13 protein-coding genes and 1 pseudogene are annotated in these 17,645 nt (G+C 27.8%); 8 read left to right on the plus strand and 6 right to left on the minus strand.

Annotation, left to right across the window (positions count from 1 at the left end; all coding sequences use genetic code 11):
• Positions 1-137 precede the first annotated feature (137 nt).
• Both ACFOWD_RS04770 and ACFOWD_RS04775 read left to right on the plus strand, forming a co-directional pair.
• Positions 138-2,312, plus strand: a complete 2,175-nt coding sequence (locus ACFOWD_RS04770; RefSeq protein WP_377408555.1) for a T9SS type A sorting domain-containing protein — start codon at positions 138-140, stop codon at positions 2,310-2,312.
• Between the two features lie 73 nt (positions 2,313-2,385).
• A complete protein-coding gene (locus ACFOWD_RS04775) occupies positions 2,386-3,102 on the plus strand; it encodes a 3'-5' exonuclease (RefSeq protein WP_377408557.1) in 717 nt (238 codons plus the stop codon).
• Here ACFOWD_RS04775 and ACFOWD_RS04780 read toward each other — a convergent pair.
• On the minus strand, positions 3,099-4,961 hold the full coding sequence (locus tag ACFOWD_RS04780; RefSeq protein ID WP_377408559.1) for an ABC-F family ATP-binding cassette domain-containing protein: 1,863 nt from the start codon (positions 4,959-4,961) through the stop codon (positions 3,099-3,101). The two genes, ACFOWD_RS04775 and ACFOWD_RS04780, sit on opposite strands and share 4 nt — an antisense overlap.
• A gap of 127 nt (positions 4,962-5,088) precedes the next feature.
• On the opposite strand from ACFOWD_RS04780, the gene ACFOWD_RS04785 reads away from it, so the two are divergent.
• From ACFOWD_RS04785 to ACFOWD_RS04800, 4 genes are read left to right on the plus strand one after another with little or no spacing between them, the layout of a single operon-like run.
• Complete coding sequence (locus ACFOWD_RS04785; protein ID WP_377408561.1) at positions 5,089-6,105, plus strand: sugar phosphate nucleotidyltransferase; 1,017 nt, start codon at positions 5,089-5,091, stop codon at positions 6,103-6,105.
• A 59-nt stretch (positions 6,106-6,164) separates the two neighbouring features.
• A complete protein-coding gene (locus tag ACFOWD_RS04790) occupies positions 6,165-7,085 on the plus strand; it encodes a tetratricopeptide repeat protein (RefSeq protein ID WP_377408563.1) in 921 nt (306 codons plus the stop codon).
• Positions 7,086-7,088: 3 nt separating this feature from the next.
• Positions 7,089-7,859, plus strand: coding sequence for a DUF4292 domain-containing protein (locus ACFOWD_RS04795; protein ID WP_377408565.1), 771 nt, complete (start codon positions 7,089-7,091; stop codon positions 7,857-7,859).
• Positions 7,859-9,082, plus strand: coding sequence for a murein hydrolase activator EnvC family protein (locus ACFOWD_RS04800; RefSeq protein ID WP_377408567.1), 1,224 nt, complete (start codon positions 7,859-7,861; stop codon positions 9,080-9,082). The genes ACFOWD_RS04795 and ACFOWD_RS04800 overlap by 1 nt, the downstream gene beginning before the upstream one ends.
• A gap of 45 nt (positions 9,083-9,127) precedes the next feature.
• On the opposite strand, the gene ACFOWD_RS04805 is transcribed toward ACFOWD_RS04800, so the two are convergent.
• The 3 genes and pseudogenes from ACFOWD_RS04805 to ACFOWD_RS04815 all read right to left on the minus strand — a co-directional run bounded on the left by ACFOWD_RS04805 (position 9,128) and on the right by ACFOWD_RS04815 (position 11,082).
• On the minus strand, positions 9,128-9,619 hold the full coding sequence (locus ACFOWD_RS04805) for a mechanosensitive ion channel domain-containing protein (protein ID WP_298991368.1): 492 nt from the start codon (positions 9,617-9,619) through the stop codon (positions 9,128-9,130).
• A 6-nt stretch (positions 9,620-9,625) separates the two neighbouring features.
• Positions 9,626-10,134: pseudogene (locus ACFOWD_RS04810) on the minus strand (acyl-CoA thioesterase).
• Positions 10,135-10,176: 42 nt separating this feature from the next.
• Positions 10,177-11,082: an HU domain-containing protein gene (locus ACFOWD_RS04815; RefSeq protein WP_377408569.1), complete on the minus strand. Its 906-nt coding sequence runs from the start codon at positions 11,080-11,082 to the stop codon at positions 10,177-10,179.
• Positions 11,083-11,174: 92 nt separating this feature from the next.
• On the opposite strand from ACFOWD_RS04815, the gene dprA reads away from it, so the two are divergent.
• Both dprA and ACFOWD_RS04825 read left to right on the plus strand, forming a co-directional pair.
• Positions 11,175-12,278 (plus strand): DNA-processing protein DprA, encoded by a 1,104-nt coding sequence (gene dprA / locus ACFOWD_RS04820; protein WP_377408571.1) that lies wholly within the window; start codon positions 11,175-11,177, stop codon positions 12,276-12,278.
• A 35-nt stretch (positions 12,279-12,313) separates the two neighbouring features.
• Complete coding sequence (locus ACFOWD_RS04825) at positions 12,314-13,381, plus strand: hypothetical protein (RefSeq protein WP_298991377.1); 1,068 nt, start codon at positions 12,314-12,316, stop codon at positions 13,379-13,381.
• A gap of 3 nt (positions 13,382-13,384) precedes the next feature.
• Here ACFOWD_RS04825 and ACFOWD_RS04830 read toward each other — a convergent pair whose 3' ends face one another.
• Positions 13,385-14,242 carry a DMT family transporter gene (locus ACFOWD_RS04830; RefSeq protein ID WP_377408573.1) on the minus strand — a complete coding sequence of 286 codons (858 nt, stop codon included), beginning with the start codon at positions 14,240-14,242 and terminating at the stop codon, positions 13,385-13,387.
• A complete protein-coding gene (gene mfd, locus ACFOWD_RS04835) occupies positions 14,242-17,574 on the minus strand; it encodes a transcription-repair coupling factor (RefSeq protein ID WP_377408575.1) in 3,333 nt (1,110 codons plus the stop codon). Before mfd ends, ACFOWD_RS04830 begins: the two co-directional genes overlap by 1 nt.
• Positions 17,575-17,645 lie beyond the last annotated feature (71 nt).

Raw genomic sequence — 17,645 nt, forward strand, 5'->3', positions numbered from 1 at the left:
AACAAGTGCTTAACAATCATTTAATATTGGCCAAGAATAAAGTGGTGAATAACTTAACAATAAGTTAATCAGGTTAAATGATAAAAACATAAATATAATTTTCTATTTTTAAGGTCTTAATTAAAATTCAATCAAACATGAAAAAAAATTACTTTTTAACTTTATTATTAACTTTATGTTTTAGCCTTTTTTCCTTTGGGCAAGACTTAATTATTACAGGAGTTGTAGATGGTTCTCTTAGTGGAGGAACACCTAAAGCACTAGAATTATATGTTGTAAATAATATTTCAGATTTAAGCATTTATGGTGTAGAAAGCGTAACAAATGGTAATGCTTCAGGTAATGCTCCAGAATTCACATTTCCAGCTGATCAAGTAACAGCAGGAACTTTTATTTATATAGAGTCTGTTTCAGGAACAAACCCTACAGCTTTTAATGATTTTTTTGGTTTTAATTCTACATATCAAGATGGAGTATTATCCGTTAATGGAGATGATCCAATAAAACTTTATATGAATGGAACAGCAATTGATGTTTTTGGTTCGGTTGGTACAGATGGTACAGGTGAAACTTGGGAGTATATGGATGGTTGGGCTTACAGAAAAGATGGTAAAACAGCAAACACTACTTTTACTGATAGTGACTGGACATACAGTGGGCCAAATGCATTAGATAATCAATCTACTAATGCATCTGCATCTATACCTTTTCCTGCAGGTACTTATTCTATGACTGCTTCTACAAATCCAAATTTAGCTATAACATCTCCATCAATTAATGAGGTTTTTCAATCTGTAACTGAAGTTTCAGTTTCAATAGATGTAAATAACTTTACAGTTTCAGGTGATGCTGGAGGAGGTGTTAGTGATAACTCTGGAGATGGTTATATTAAATCAACTTTTGAAACTCAAGGTGGATCAACAGAAAACAGTAATTTTTTTACAACGACTTTACCAAATATAACTGTAGCTGCTGGTAATACTTACACTTTAACTCTTGAATTAGTAGATAACTCTGGTAATTCTTTAAGTACACCAGTTACACAGTCTGTTACTTTTTCAGTTATTTTTCCTTGTGATATTCAATTAGCAACTATATTAACAACATGTGAAACTTCAACATCTGGTACAGACACATATACAACTAGTATAGATTTTACAGCTGGTAATACTACAACTTATACCATTACTGCAAAAGATAGTAATAATAATGATGTTGGTACTATTGGAGGTGATAACCCTAGTACAAGTGCTGCAGGAACTATAACAATTACTGGTGTTCCAGAGGGAACAGATTTTACAGTAAAAGTAATTGGAGGAACTGGAAGTAGTTGTGATTTAACAAGAAATATTTCTAGTCCTAGCTGTATTGCATTTCCAATAGAAGAAGATTTCGACTATGCAGACGCAGCAAATTTAGGTGACCAAGCTTCTTGGACAAAGTTAAATTCTGGAGATGATATGTTAGTAACTGCAGGAAGTTTAAATTATACAGGATTAAAAGCTTCTACAGGTAATAAAGTAACTTTTAGTGAATCTGGTTCAGAAACTTATACTAGTTTTTCGGATATTAACTCTGGTACAGTTTATGCCTCTTTTCTCTTAAAAATAACTGGTTTTCAAACAAATGGAAGTCCAGATACAACAGATGGTGGCTATATTGCTGCATTAGCAGGAAGTACGAGTGGATATGATGCAAGATTTTGGGTAAGACCAAATCCAGATACAAGTGGATCTACATATGATATTGGATTTGGACATGTTTCTTCTAATCCAACTTTTACATCTGGAACATACAATTTAAATGATGTTTTATTTGTAGTTATGGCTTATAATATGGATACGAAACTAGTAAGTACCTGGGTTAATCCTGATGTATCTACTTTTGGAGGAACTGCACCTGCTGTAACTCTAAGCACAACAGATGATAACCCACCAAATTCTATAAATTTATTTATTTTAAGACAAGATTCAGATAGAGAAACTCCTTTTATAGAAGTTGATGAATTAAGAATTTCTACATCTTGGGCAGATGTAACACCTAAAGAAGCTACAGCATCAACCATAAACAGTCAAATAGAAGGTTTTGCAATTTATCCAAACCCTGTTACTAATGGTAGACTTTCTATCACTAGCAACAGTTCAGATAATAAGCAAGTTTCAATTTTTAATGTTTTAGGTAAAAACGTATTGAATACTACAGTTTCTGGAACCAAAGCAGAGGTGAATACTTCTGGAATTTCTGCAGGGATTTACATTTTAAAAGTTGTAGAGGGTGGTAAAACAGCAACTTCAAAACTTATTATAAGATAATATTTTTTACATATTTTATTAAAAGCTCTGAATTTTCAGAGCTTTTTTTTATTTTTAAATCAAAATAAATGCTATGAATTTTAAAAAGAAGTTATCAGATATCTTGTTTTTAGATATCGAAACTATACCACAAAAAGAACATTGGGAAAATTTATCTTCTAAAGAACAAGAACTTTTTACTCAAAAAACACTATATCAAAGAAAAGATGAAATTACTGCTGAAGATTTTTATGAGAGAGCAGGTATTTGGGCGGAATTTGGTAAAATTATTTGTATTTCAGTTGGCTTTTTTACAGGTTTAGATGAGAATAAAATGTTCAGAGTAAAATCTTTTTTTGGCGATGATGAGCATAAAATATTATCCGATTTTAAAGACTTGTTAGAATCTCATTTTTCTAAGAATCAACATGTTTTATGTGCACATAATGGAAAAGAATTCGATTTTCCTTTTATAGCCAGAAGAATGATAATTCATCAAATTGTTTTACCTAAAAAGTTAAATTTATTTGGTAAAAAACCTTGGGAAGTACCACATTTAGACACTTTAGAATTATGGAAGTTTGGAGACTACAAACATTATACCTCATTAAAATTATTAACTCATGTTTTGGGAGTTCCTTCACCAAAAGATGATATAGATGGTAGTGAGGTTGCTAAAGTTTATTATCAAGAAAATAATATAGAACGTATTGTAACTTATTGCGAAAAAGACACAATTGCAGTGGCTCAAATTTTATTAAAAATGAACAATGAAAAATTACTAGAAGATAAAAATATTATAAAAGTTTAGTTGTCTTCTAATTTCATAGATAACTCAAACCAACGCTCTTCTTTTTCTTCTATATTTTTAATTATTTCTTCTAATTCTTGTGATTTTTTTGGAATATCTTCAGGAGCAATTTCAACATTTAAAAACTGTTTCTCAATCCTAGTTTTTTGGTTTTGTAACCTTTCGATTTCGACTTCTAAAGACCCAAATTCTCTTTTTTCATTATAACTTAAAGCAGATTTAGTACTCTTATTTTTATCTTCTTTAACTTCAATTTTTGTATTTTCTGCTACATAAGGATTTGAGTTATCATAAGCTCTAAAATCTGAGTAATTTCCAGGAAAATTTTCAACAACTCCTTCTCCTCTAAAAACAAAAAGAGAATCTACAATTTTATCCATAAAGTAACGATCATGAGAGACAACCAATAAATTTCCAGGATAATCTAACAAGAAATTTTCTAATACGTTTAGTGTTATAACATCTAAATCATTGGTAGGTTCATCTAAAATTAAAAAGTTAGGATTTTGAATTAATACAGCACACAAATACAACCTTTTTTGTTCTCCACCAGAAAGTTTTTCAACAAAATCATATTGCTTTTTCTTATCAAATAAAAAACGTTCTAAAAGTTGGGAAGCAGAAATTTTACGTCCTTTTGTTAAGGGTATAAATTCTCCAAATTCTTTAACAACTTCTATTACTTTCTGGCCTTCTTTTATAATGATTCCTTTTTGAGTATAATACCCAAATTTAATAGTTTCACCTATTATAACTTTACCACCTTCAACTGGAATTTTCTGTGTAATTATATTTAAAAAAGAAGATTTACCAGTTCCATTTTTTCCAATAATACCAATTCTTTCTCCTCTTTTAAAAACGTAATCAAAACCATCTAATATTACTTTATCATCAAAAGACTTTTGTAATTTATGAAGTTCAAGAATTTTACTTCCTAAACGTTCCATATTAATTTCTAACTGTACTTTATGGTCTTTTCTTCTTTGGTGTGCTCTTTGTTTAATTTCAAAGAAATCATCAATTCTAGATTTAGACTTTGTAGTTCTAGCTTTTGGTTGTCTTCGCATCCAATCCAACTCTTTCTTATATAGTTTTTTATCCTTTTGAACTGTGGTTTGTTCTATTTGTAAACGTTCTTCTTTTTTCTCTAAATAATAAGAGTAATTACCCTTGTACTTATAAATTTTGCCTTCATCTAACTCTAAAATTTCATCACAAACTCTTTCTAAAAAATAACGATCATGTGTAACCATAAACAAGGTTATTTTTTCTTTTGCAAAAAAATCTTCTAACCATTCTATCATTTCTAAATCTAAATGATTAGTTGGTTCATCAAGAATTAATAAATCTGGTTTATGAATTAAAACAATAGCTAATGATAATCTCTTTTTTTGTCCTCCAGAAAGTGATGCAACTTTTTGTGAAACATCATCTAATTTTAGTTTCGATAATATCTGCTTGTATTGGGTTTCAAAGTCCCATGCATTAAACTGTTCCATTAACTCAAATGCTTTTTGATAAGCCTCTTCATTTTCTGGATTTTTTAATGCTTTTTCATATTGACTAATTACAGAAAGAATCTTATTGTCTGTATTAAAAACACTTTCTTCAATAGTTAAGTTATTATCTAAATTATCTTTCTGTGCTAAGTAAGCTATAGAAATGTTTTTTCTGCTTACTATTTGTCCAGAATCTGGGACATCTAAACCAGCAATAATGTTTAAAATAGAAGTTTTACCTGTTCCGTTTTTTGCAACAAATGCTATTTTTTGATCTTTATTTATACCAAACGAAATGTCTTTAAACAAAATACGTTCACCATAAGATTTCGAAATATTTTCTACAGAAAGGTAATTCATTATATCATTTTTCTTTGAGCAAAGAAACAAAAAATAATACTAGAAAACCGATGATTTTAAATTATTGAAGGGCTTTTTAAATCAGTCAATTAATGCTATCTTGCAATTATAAATTTAAAAATACTTTATGAAAATTATAGTTCCAATGGCTGGTATAGGTTCACGTTTAAGGCCACATACGTTAACTGTTCCAAAACCATTAACAGTTATTGCAGGAAAACCAATTGTACAGAGATTAGTAGAAGATATTGCTTCTGTAATTGATGAAAAAATTGATGAAATTGCCTTTGTAATTGGTCCAACAGCAAAGGGTTTTCCAACAGATACTGAAGATAAATTATTAAAAATTGCAGAAGAACTTGGTTCTAAAGGTTCTGTATATGTACAAGAACAAGCGTTAGGTACTGCTCATGCAATTTATTGTGCAAAAGAATCTCTAAGTGGGCCTTGTGTTGTAGCCTATGCTGATACTTTATTTAAAGCAGATTTTAAATTAGATGCAAATGCAGATGGAGCAATTTGGGTAAAACAAGTAGATAACCCAAGTGCATTTGGGGTTATTAAATTAGAAGACGGATATATTAAAGATTTCATTGAAAAACCTAAAGAATTTGTTTCTGATTTAGCTATAATAGGTATCTATTATTTTAAAAGTGGAGAAAAATTATTAGATGAAATTCAGTATTTAATTGATAATGATTTAAAAGAGAATGATGAATATCAATTAACAAATGTACTTGAATCTCTAAAACAACAAGGAGCAAAATTTATTCCTGGTAAAGTTTCAACTTGGATGGATTGTGGTAAAAAAGATCCAACAGTAGAAACTAATAAAATTATTTTAGGCTTTGAACAACAAGCAGGTAATAATTTAGTTTCTAAAGATGTAGTATTAGAAAATTCAGAAATTATACAACCTTGTTTTATTGGTGAAAATGTGGTTTTAAAAAATACTAAAGTAGGGCCTTATGTGTCTATTGGAGAAAATAGTATTGTAGAAAATTCTACAATTGTAAACTCATTAATACAAACAAATGTATCTATTTCTAATGCTAATTTAGATAATGCTATGATTGGTAATCATGCTAAATATAATGGTAATTATACATCTGTAAGTATTGGCGATTACACTGAATTAACTTAATAATGTTAAACAATAGAAAAATAATAAAAAGTAGAGAGAGGCAATTTAAAAATTTTAGATTGGCTCTTTTCTATTTATTTTTTATTCTTTTTTCTTTAAAAACAGTTTCTCAAGATAGTATTCCAGAACAAAAAGATTTAACAGAAGAAGCAGAACTTAAGTTTCAGCAATATTTTTTTAAGGCTCTATCTCAAAAATCTATTGGTAATTACTCAAAAGCAATTGAAAACCTAGAAGATTGTAATCAAATTTTACAAGAAAATACAGCAGTGTTTTTTGAGTTTTCTAAAAATTATTTAGCGCTTAATAAAACATTATTAGCTAAAGAATATATTAACAGAGCATTAGTAAAAAAACCTGATAATATATGGATGTTAAAACACTTAGTAGAAATCTATGTAAAAGAAAGAAATTATAGCAAGGCTATTGATGTTCAACAAAAAGTTATTACCCAAAACCCTAAAGAAAAAGAATATTTAGTTCGTTTATTTTTATACAATAGAGAATATAAAAAAGCTGTTGATTTAATGAACGCTTTAGAAAATGATAAAGCATTATCTACTTCTTTAAAAATGCTAAAACAAAGTTTAGAGGCAAGAAAAAATATTAGTGTTAAAACTGAATCACCAAATGATGTTTCTACCCTAAAAAAAAGCTTTGAGAATGAAAAATCTTATAAAACATTAGAGAAAATTTTAAAGTTATCTAATGATAATATTAATGATTTACTTAAGTATAGTAAGTTAGGTATAGAGCTTTATCCATCTCAGTCTTTTGTTTATTTAATAAATGGCAAAGCATTAAATATGCAAAAAGAGTACAAAAATGCGTTATTGATTTTACAAAATGGTATTGATTTTGTTATTGAAGATAATATGGAAATCGATTTTTATAAAGAAATAGCTAAAGCATATAAAGGTTTAGGAAATATAGATCAAGAAAATAAATACATTAAAAAAGCAAAACAGTTAAAAAGTTAAGTAATGAAGATTTTAAAATATTCGCTCTTTTTTATGGTATTTTGTTTCTCTTGTAAAACCAAAAAAAACATGATAGATGCTAATATTATAGCAAAAAATATTTCTGCAAGAAAAGTTGCAAAAAAACATGATTTAGGTTCTTTTGATAAAAAAACTGTTGATGCTAAATTAAAAGTAAATTTTAATAACGGAAAGACAAATCAAGGCTTATCTGTACAATTAAAAATGAAAAAAGATGAGGTAATTTATTTAAGAGGCACAAAATTAATTACTGTTTTTAAAGCTAAAATTACACCTACTTCTGTAAGTTATTATTCGCCATTTGCAAAAAATTATTTTACTGGAGATTTCTCTATGATAAAGCAATTATTAGGAGTAGAAATTAATTTTGAGCAACTACAAAATTTATTTTTAGGACAAGCATTGCAAAATTTAAAAGATGATAAACATGAAGTAGATATTGTAGATAATAAATATGTTTTAACTCCTGAAAATCAAAATATTTTGTTTGATATTTTCTACACAATAAACCCATCTTATTTTAAAATTGATAAACAGTCCATTATAAATTCTCAAAAAAATTTAAGCTTAGACATAATTTATCCTTCTTATAATTTAATTAATGATATTATTTTTCCTTCTAAAATAAAAATCATCGCTAAGAATACAAAAAGAACTACTCGTATAGATTTTGATTATAAAACAGTTGTTTTTGATGAAGATATTTCTATGAGTTTTAATATACCTTCTGGCTACAAACGTTTAGAGTTTTAATGAAAAAAATATTCTTACACATATTCATTTTCACTTTTTCTTTTTTGAGTGTTTCTATAAACGCGCAAACTAAAGCTGAGTTAGAACAACAGCGAAAAAAATATAAAAAAGAGATCAATCAGCTCAACAAACTTCTTTTTTCTGAACAAAAAAAAGAAAAAAATGCACTTGAAGAATTAAGAGATTTAAATCAAAAAATAGAACTTAGAAATAAGTTATTAGCAACCATAGAATCAGAAACAAAACTTTTATCAAGAAAAATTAATACTAACGAATCTAAACTTAAAAAGCTGAAAACAAATTTAGCTTCTTTAAAAGAAGATTATGCAGAGATGATTTATAAGTCTTATAAGAGTAAATCGCAACAAAGTAGGTTAATGTTTTTATTATCTTCTCAAAATTTCTATCAAGCTTATAAAAGAATGGAGTATATGAAACAGTATACAAAATTCAGAAAAAAACAAGGAGAATCTATTGTAGTGCAAACTAAAGTAATAGAAAGTGTAATAGATTCTTTAAACATTCAAAAAATAGAAAAAGACACATTATTGGTTTTTGAAAAAAATCAAAAAACAGAAATAGAAAATGATAAGAAAAACCAAGAAAATTTAATTTCTACAATTAAAAAACGAGAAAATAAATATAAAAGAGATCTTAGAAATAAAATAAAAGAAGATAAATTAATTGCTGCAAGAATAGATAAATTAATTAAAGAAGAGATAGCAAGAGCCAATAGAAAAATTAAAAATAAACCAAAAACAGTAAAACGAAACGAATTTATTTTAAGTCCTGAAGCCAAAGTTTTGGCTGCAAATTTTGAGTCTAATAAAGGCAAATTACCTTGGCCAATAGAACAAGGTTTAATTACAAGAAAGTTTGGTGTTCAACCACATCCTACATTTCCTGGTATTACCATAAATAGTACAGGATTACATTTTGTAACAGCTAAAGAAAGCGATGCAGAAGCTATTTTTGATGGTGAAGTTTTAAATATTTTAGTAGGTTCTGGTGGTATTAAAAACGTAATGGTTAGACATGGTAATTACATTTCATCATATAACAACATAGAATCATTATATGTAAAAAAAGGTGATAAAATAAAAACTGGGCAAAAAATAGGTAAAATATTTACTGATAAAGTTTCTGGTAAAACAAAATTGGTTTTTTCTTTATTTAAAAATACAAAACGTTTAAATCCATCTTCTTGGATTTTAAAAAGATAATTACAAAAAAAATACTCTTTGACCCTAATAGTACTTTTCGTCTTTTTATTTGTACTTAATCATTTTTTGAAGAATTAAAGAATTTGGTATCGATACATTTTGGCCATCTTTTGTGGTTAAGGTTATAAAAAACACACCAATATCTTTAATTTGTCCTGTTAAATCGTTGTCTTTTTCTAAAATTGTTATGCTATCACCAATTTTTACAGGATAATTTATAAATAAAATTAAACCAGCTGTAATATTAGAAAGCATAGACCATTGTGCAAAGAATGCAATACCTAAAATGGTTAAAAATGAAGAGATAAATAATACCAATTGTTTTTCATCTACACCCCATAAAAATGCAACAACAATTATAGCTGTCGCAAAAATTAAAAAACTTACAACTTTATTAGTGACAAGAATTCTAGCTCTTTGAAAACCAAACTTTATCTGAATTTTTCTAAGTGAGTTAGTTATTAGAAATCTCAATAAAAAAGCAACTGCTAAAATAATTATTGACTGTAAAATTTTAAAGTTTTCGAAGAATTCCATTTGTATTTATTTAAAAAGTGCTTTTAATTCTGTAGCTTCATTTGGTAGCATTTTACCAGCTAAAACTAAACTTAATTGTTTACGTCTTAGTGCACCATCAAAACGTTCTTTTTCTAGTTCTGTTTCAGGTTTTATCTGAGGTATATTTACTGGTTTTCCTGTTTCATCTACTGCAACAAAAGTATAAATACCTTCATTTACTTTTGTTCTTTGACCAGATTGTCTGTCTTCTATCCAAACATCTACATAAATTTCCATAGAAGTTTTAAAAGCCCTAGATACTTTTGCTTCAACAACAACTACGCTTCCAACAGGTACAGATTTATTAAAAGCAACATGATTTACAGAAGCTGTAACAACAATTCTTCTAGAATGACGTCTTGCAGCAATACTACATGCTCTATCCATTCTTGCTAATAATTCACCACCAAAAAGATTGTCTAAATAGTTGGTTTCACCAGGTAACACTAAGTCTGTTAATACAGTAATGATTCTTTAGGTGTCTTTGCTTCCATTTTTTTAATTTTTGCAAAGATAAGAAGAGGTGATAAATAAATCTATTTTTTAATCAATAACCAAGCATCTTTAGATACTGTATCTTGAATTTTGTATAAAGCATTAGTAGCTTTGTTTTTATCAGAAAAGCTCTCAAAAGCAACTTCTGTTAATCCCCATTTATTCACTCCTAAAATACTAGCTTTAAAACCTTTCTTTTTTAATTGATTTACTTTTTTCTTAGCATTTTCTGGAAATTGAAAAGCGCCAGCAATTACGTGATATGGTTTTTCAACTTCTTTAACAACATTTAATTCTATAGTTGGTAAAGGATTAGAAATAACAAAAGTAGCAGACTGAATTTTTTCTTCTAAAGCTTTTTCTTGATTGGCAAGTATTTCTTTCTGTTCGTTTTGTTGATACATGTTATTACCAGCAAAACCAAGCGTTAATAAAATGGCAGCAGTTGCAACATATTTTATAAATGTAGGTATACCTGTTTTTTCTTTTTTATTTACAACAGCTACTAAAGGCTTTACTTTCTCTTTATATCTATCAACTTTAGTAGACTCAACTTCAGATAAACCAAAAGAATCTGTTAAGTAATTGACTTTAGTATTAGGTTCAAAAATGTATTGTTTACTTTCATTTAAACTCAAACTTCCTAAAGCACCAATAGTAATTGTATTTGTTTGAAGTTCAATTTTCCAACTATTAACACAGTTTAAGATGTCTTTAGTTGCTTTATCGTAAGAAATATTTTCTGATGTTGCTACGTAATTAACCAGCAATCCATCATTAACATTTAAATGTTTATTAAACGATATTTTTTTTGAAGGTGGATAAATTGAGTTTGTATTCTCATTTATTTTTGCACTTACTTTGTTAGTTATAAAACCTCCAAAATTTGGAACAATAACACAATCGTATCTGTATAATAAATCGTTGATGTAGCTAGCTAAATTCATATTAACAAAATTAATTTTTTAACTGACTTATCCAAATAAAGCATAACACTACTTATTAACAATTTTTTTTATCTTGTGATTCATTGTAAATTATGAAAGAAGAAGAATTACTGTCTATACTTAGACTTCAAAAAAGTAAAGCTATTGGAGATATTTTAGCTAAAAAATTAATTGTTTCTGTTGGTGATGTGCAGCAGATATTTGAAGAGAAACCTCAATTTTTAGCAAAAATAAATGGTATAGGTAGTCATGCTATAAAACACTTGTTTGCTAAAGAAAATTTAGAACTTGCCCAAAAAGAACTAGAATATATTAAATCAAATAAAATTGATTACACCTATTTTTTAGAAGATGATTATCCAAAAAATCTTTTAAATTGTATAGATAGTCCAATTTTACTCTTTAAAGATGGCAACATAAACCTAAAAAATGAAAAAATCATTTCTATTGTTGGTACTAGAAATATGAGTTCTTATGGTAGAGATTTCACTAATAAACTTATAGAAGATTTAGCTGAGTATAATCCAATAATTGTAAGTGGTTTTGCTTATGGAGTTGATATTTGTGCTCATAAAGCAGCAATAAAGAACAATTTACAAACAATTGCTGTTTTAGCTCATGGTTTTGAGCAGATTTACCCAAAAGTACACAAGAAATACATTAATCAAGTAAATGATAATGGTGGTTTTTTTACTGAGTTTTGGAGTGAAGATCAACCTTTACGTGAAAATTTTTTAAAAAGAAATAGAATTGTAGCTGGTATTTCTAAAGCAACCATAATCATAGAAAGTGCAGAAAAAGGTGGTTCTTTAGTTACTGCAGATATTGCAAATTCTTATGATAGAGATGTCTTTGCAGTACCTGGAAGATCTACAGACTTGTTCAGTAAAGGATGTAATAATTTAATAAAAAACAATAGAGCTCATTTGCTTACATCTGCATCTGATATTGTGAAACTTTTAAATTGGGATGTTCTTCAAAAACCAAAAAAAGAAATTCAAAAACAATTATTTGTAGAACTTAATAATCAAGAACAAAAAATCTACGATTATTTAAGTATGAATGGTAAACAATTGTTAGATGTTGTTGCTTTAGAATGTCACATTCCTCTATATCAATTGTCTTCTGTATTATTACAAATGGAATTAAAAGGGGTTATAAAACCATTACCAGGTAAAATGTTTGAAGTAGTCTAAATAGTTTCCTTATTTTTGAGATAAACTCTAATATAATGTCTTCACCTAAAAAATTAATGTCCAAAAAAAAGCCAACATTTCCTGTGAATGAAATGTTAGATGGATATTTAAAACGATATAAGCGAAACATAAAAATTCCTATATTTTATGATGACTTACTTCGTTTTCAAGGCTCTGTAGCTGTTTTTGATAAAAACGATGAAGACACTCTTTGGGTTAGAACTTATTATTCTGAGTGGGATAGAAAAGAGATTGATAAAAGCCTAAAGAAAATATATACCATGTTACATTCTGATGGTAGTAATGAGACAATTCCTTTTTTAAATATTGATGCCATTGATTATTGTACGTTTGGTAATTCTAAACCTTTTCGTATTAAAGTAAGAAATATTTTAAATGATAACTTCATTTATTTTTATGTAAAAAAAGCAGATGCTTCTCGTATTTACGGACTGGAATTGGAGCACATTTTATCTCCACATAACATGAACTTTTTAGTTCATAAAGAAACTTTAATAGAAGAACATATTGCTGGAATTCCTGGAGATGATTTTATTAGAGATTTTTTACCAAAATGTACAGAATCAGAAAAATCACAAATAGCCAAAGAATTTGTAAAATTTAAAGAACGTTGTTTAATACGTTTGTTGGGTGATATGCGCTCTTACAATTATGTAATTACACCTACTCACGACTTTGATCAAATCGTTTATAAATTTAGAGCCATAGATTTCGATCAACAATCTTTTGAAGGTAATCTAAAAGTCTATAATCTTCAGTTTATGAAAGAGAATTTTAAGATGATTGAAATGGTGGGTAGAAAACTGCAAAATAGTTCTATAAATCAGTATAAAGTAGAGGAGCGATCTTTTATGGCTAAAAGAATGATTACCTCTCCTAAAAGAACTTCACGTTTAATAAAGTGCATGAAAAAAGACACTATCTCTTTTCCAGAAAATATAGAATTACTTAAAAAACATTTAATACAGTACGTAGGTGATGTTAAGTTTAAAGATTGTAAAAATATGGGAGAAATTTTGGAAACTATTTTAGATTTTGTAAAACGTAACTATCTAAATATTAGTAATAAAGAGTTGTTTTAGATTTTACTTTTTACTTCGTAAACTTTCAAAAACAACCGTAAGTAAAATTAAACTACCACCCCAAAAAGTATTCCAATTAGGTATTTCTTTTAAGAAGAAAAAAGCTAGAATAATGCCAAATATTGGTTGTAAACTACTAATTATGCTTGCAGTAGAAGCAGAAAAGAATTTTAAAGAATGTAACATTAAACTATGACCAACTGCTGTAGTTAATATGGCTAATAATAAAATATATGGAAACTGAGATTCTAAACCAGATAAATCCATAAAAAACAAAGTAGGTAAAAGAAGAATACTTATAATTACTGTTTGATAAAACATTAACATAGAGCCATTGTAATTAGCTACATGTTGTTTCATTATTAAAATTCTTAAAGCATAACAAAAAGCAGAAAAAATACCAAAGAGTATGCCTTTAACTTGAGCGCTTTCAATATCTAATTCAGGTGTTAAAATATATAATCCTGTAAGTACCATAAAACCAAATAAAATATAAATAGGATTAAATTTTATTTTTAAAAAGAAAGGTTCTAGTAATGCAATAATAATTGGAAAAGTATATAATGATAAAACACCCAAAGCTACATTAGCTAGTTTTAATGCGTAAAAATAAGTAATCCAATGTACAGCCATTAATACACCCCCAATTAAAAAGGGTTTATAATCTTTACTAGACTTTATGGTTAAATCTATTTTTTTATACTTACAAAAACCATAGATAAAAAACATGGCTAAGAATGCTCTAAACCATATGATAATTTCTACAGGTAGTTTTATATAACGACCTAAAACACCAGAAGTACTTATAAAAAAAGTAGCTAATAATAAACCTGATAAATTTTTTAAATGATTGTTTTGCATTAGATTTTCTGTAGTGTTTCTAATGCATTTTTAACAGTGTCTATTTTGATAAAAGTAATTAACAAACGTAAACCATTTTTAGTTTGTTTCTCTTTCATTACACAGCTTTTTGGATTTTGTTGAAGGTATTTTAAAGTTTTAGTGAATGCTTCTGTTTGATAAAACTCACTTTGTTGATCAGATACAAAATAGCCAATCATTCTTTTTTGTTTTAAAATGATCTTTTCTAAGCCTAATTTTTTAGCCAACCATTTAATCCTAACAGAATCTAATAAATCTTCTACTTGAGTTGGTATTTCTCCAAATCTGTCTATAATTTCATTTTCAAAAGCAATTAGTTCATCTTCAGAAATTAAGTCAGATAACTTTTCATATAAACTTAAACGTTCTGTTACAGAATTTACATAATCATCAGGAAAAAGAATTTCGAAATCTGTATCAATTTGTACCTCTTTTACAAATTCTTTTGGTTTAGAATTATCTGTTATATATAAATCTTTAAACTCATTTTCTTTAAGTTCTTCAATGGCTTCTTGCAATATTTTTTGATAAGTATCAAACCCAATATCATTTATAAATCCACTTTGTTCTCCACCTAATAAATCTCCTGCTCCACGAATTTCTAAATCTTTCATGGCTATATTAATTCCACTTCCTAAATCAGAAAATAATTCTAAAGCCTGAATTCTTTTTCTAGCATCATCTGTCATCATGTGATAAGGAGGCGTAATAAAATAACAAAACGCTTTTTTGTTAGAACGCCCAACTCTTCCTCGCATTTGGTGTAAATCACTCAATCCAAAATTATTGGCGTTATTGATAAAAATTGTATTAGCATTAGGTACGTCTAAACCACTTTCTATAATAGTTGTTGATACTAATACATCAAAATCGCCATTCATAAAAGCTAGCATTAGTTCTTCTAACTTTTTTCCTTCCATTTGTCCATGACCAATACCAATTTTAGCTGATGGTACTAATCTTTGTAACAACCCAGCTACTTCTTTAATATTTTCTATTCTGTTGTGAATAAAGAAAATTTGACCACCTCTAGATATTTCATAAGAAATAGCATCTCTAATGGTTTCTTCAGATAAACGAATTACATTGGTTTCTATTGGATGTCTGTTTGGTGGTGGTGTTTTTATAACAGATAAATCTCTTGCAGCCATTAAGCTAAATTGCAATGTTCTTGGTATTGGAGTTGCAGTTAAAGTTAATGTATCTACATTTTCTTTTAAGGTTTTTAATTTGTCTTTTACAGCCACACCAAATTTTTGTTCCTCATCAATAATTAATAAACCTAAATCTTTAAATTTTATACGTTGATTTGTTAGCTGATGTGTACCTATTATAATATCTACAGAACCATCATTAACTCCATCAATAGCAGCAGTTTTTTGTTTAGCAGTTCTAAATCGATTTAAATAATCGATCTTGATTGGAAAATCTTTTAAACGTTCTGAAAAGGTTTTATAATGCTGAAATGCTAAAATGGTTGTAGGAACTAAAATAGCAACTTGTTTTCCATTATCAACTGCCTTAAATGCAGCTCTTACAGCAACTTCTGTCTTACCAAAACCAACATCACCACAAACTAACCTATCCATAGGCTGTTCTTTTTCCATATCATTTTTTACATCCAAAGTAGCTGTAAATTGATCTGGAGTGTCCTCATACATAAAACTACCTTCTAGTTCATGTTGCATATGTGTGTCAGGTCCAAAAGCGTAGCCTTTTTGTAGTTTTCTTTTTGCATACAATTGAATTAAATTAAAGGCTATATGCTTAACTCTAGCTTTGGTTTTTTGTTTGATTTTTTTCCAAGCCCCAGAACCTAATTTGTAAATTTTTGGAGCTTTACCGTCTTTACCATTAAACTTAGAAATCTTATGAAGCGAGTGTATACTTACATATAAAATGTCTCTATCTCCATAAATAAGTTTAATAGCTTCTTGTTTTTTACCCTGAACATCAATTTTTTGAAGACCTCCAAATTTTCCAATACCATGATCCATGTGTGTTACATAGTCACCAATTTCTAATTTGTTCAATTCTTGTAAAGTAATGGCTTGCTTTTTTGCATAGCCATTTTTTAATCGGAATTTATGGTAACGTTCAAAAATTTGATGGTCTGTATAACAAACTAACTTGTTGTCTACATCTATAAATCCTTGATATAAAGGAAAAACTACAGTTTCGTAATGAACTTTTTGTTCAGCATCATCAAAAATGTCATGAAAACGTTTTGCTTGCTGATCGTTTGCACAAAAAATATAATTCGTAAAACCTGCTTTATGGTATTCATTTAAATCATCAATTAATAAATTAAACTTTTTATTAAAAGAAGGTTGTGGTTTTGCATCGAATACAATTTCTAAATTTACATTTTGATTTGTAGTACCAAAATGAACAACAGAAAACTCTTGTATCTGTTGATTTATAAAATTACCATCACAAAATAATTCTTCTGGCTTTGCATGTTTTATTTCTTTGGAAAGTCCATCAAAAGCTTCTTCTGCTTTTTTAAAAAACTTATCTAAATTTCCTGATAGTAATTCTATGTTTTTAGCAAAAACAATAGTTTTAGAAGAAATATATTTTAAAAAACTTTCTCTGCTTTCTTGTAAAGTTTTGTTTTCTACATTGGGCATTATAGAAACCTTTTTTAATTTTTCTTTAGAGAGTTGAGTCTCTACATCAAAGGTTCTTATACTGTCTATTTCATCACCAAAAAACTCTATTCTAAAAGGCTCATCATTTGAAAATGAGAATACGTCTATTATACCTCCTCTAACAGAAAAATCACCAGGCTCTGTAACAAAATCTACTCGTTTAAATTTGTATTCAAATAATACTTCGTTTACAAAATCTAAAGATAAGTTTTCACCTACTTTAACATGCAATGTATTTTTTTCTAACTCTTTTTTAGTAACAACTTTTTCGAACAATGCTGTTGGATAGGTTACAATTATTGCTGGTTTTTTTCTAGAATTAATTCTATTTAAAACCTCAGAACGCAATAAAACATTAGCATTATCTGTCTCTTCAATTTGATAAGGTCTTCTGTAAGAACCAGGATAAAAAAGTACATTTTTATCACTTAATAATTGTTCTAAATCATTTAAATAATAAGCAGCCTCTTCTTTATCATTAAAAATTAAAAGATAGGGTTTGTCTACTTTTTTAAAAGTTTCTGAAATTACAAAAGACAAAGAGGAACCAGCCAAATTCGAAATTTGAATTTGGTTTTTTTCTTTTTGTAGGGCAGAAATAATCTGCTCAACTTTTGCGGATTTTTGATATCGATTTACAATATATTGTTTACTCAATTGTAAAAGTTTTTGCAAATGTAAGTATCTTATATAGAAAATATAAAAGAACTAAAGTCATTTCTAGATTG

Origin of the sequence: Polaribacter marinivivus (assembly GCF_042651285.1) — a bacterium.
Taxonomy (GTDB): domain Bacteria; phylum Bacteroidota; class Bacteroidia; order Flavobacteriales; family Flavobacteriaceae; genus Polaribacter; species Polaribacter marinivivus.

Excerpts from the sequence above, each read along its gene's own strand:
- ACFOWD_RS04785 (WP_377408561.1), top strand. The coding sequence starts at position 5,089 with ATGAAAATTATAGTTCCAATGGCTGGTATAGGTTCACGTTTAAGGCCA.
- ACFOWD_RS04780 (WP_377408559.1), bottom strand. The coding sequence starts at position 4,961 with ATGAATTACCTTTCTGTAGAAAATATTTCGAAATCTTATGGTGAACGT.
- ACFOWD_RS04800 (WP_377408567.1), top strand. The coding sequence starts at position 7,859 with ATGAAAAAAATATTCTTACACATATTCATTTTCACTTTTTCTTTTTTG.
- ACFOWD_RS04795 (WP_377408565.1), top strand. The coding sequence starts at position 7,089 with ATGAAGATTTTAAAATATTCGCTCTTTTTTATGGTATTTTGTTTCTCT.
- ACFOWD_RS04825 (WP_298991377.1), top strand. The coding sequence starts at position 12,314 with ATGTCTTCACCTAAAAAATTAATGTCCAAAAAAAAGCCAACATTTCCT.
- ACFOWD_RS04805 (WP_298991368.1), bottom strand. The coding sequence starts at position 9,619 with ATGGAATTCTTCGAAAACTTTAAAATTTTACAGTCAATAATTATTTTA.
- ACFOWD_RS04775 (WP_377408557.1), top strand. The coding sequence starts at position 2,386 with ATGAATTTTAAAAAGAAGTTATCAGATATCTTGTTTTTAGATATCGAA.
- ACFOWD_RS04815 (WP_377408569.1), bottom strand. The coding sequence starts at position 11,082 with ATGAATTTAGCTAGCTACATCAACGATTTATTATACAGATACGATTGT.
- dprA (WP_377408571.1), top strand. The coding sequence starts at position 11,175 with ATGAAAGAAGAAGAATTACTGTCTATACTTAGACTTCAAAAAAGTAAA.
- ACFOWD_RS04770 (WP_377408555.1), top strand. The coding sequence starts at position 138 with ATGAAAAAAAATTACTTTTTAACTTTATTATTAACTTTATGTTTTAGC.
- ACFOWD_RS04830 (WP_377408573.1), bottom strand. The coding sequence starts at position 14,242 with ATGCAAAACAATCATTTAAAAAATTTATCAGGTTTATTATTAGCTACT.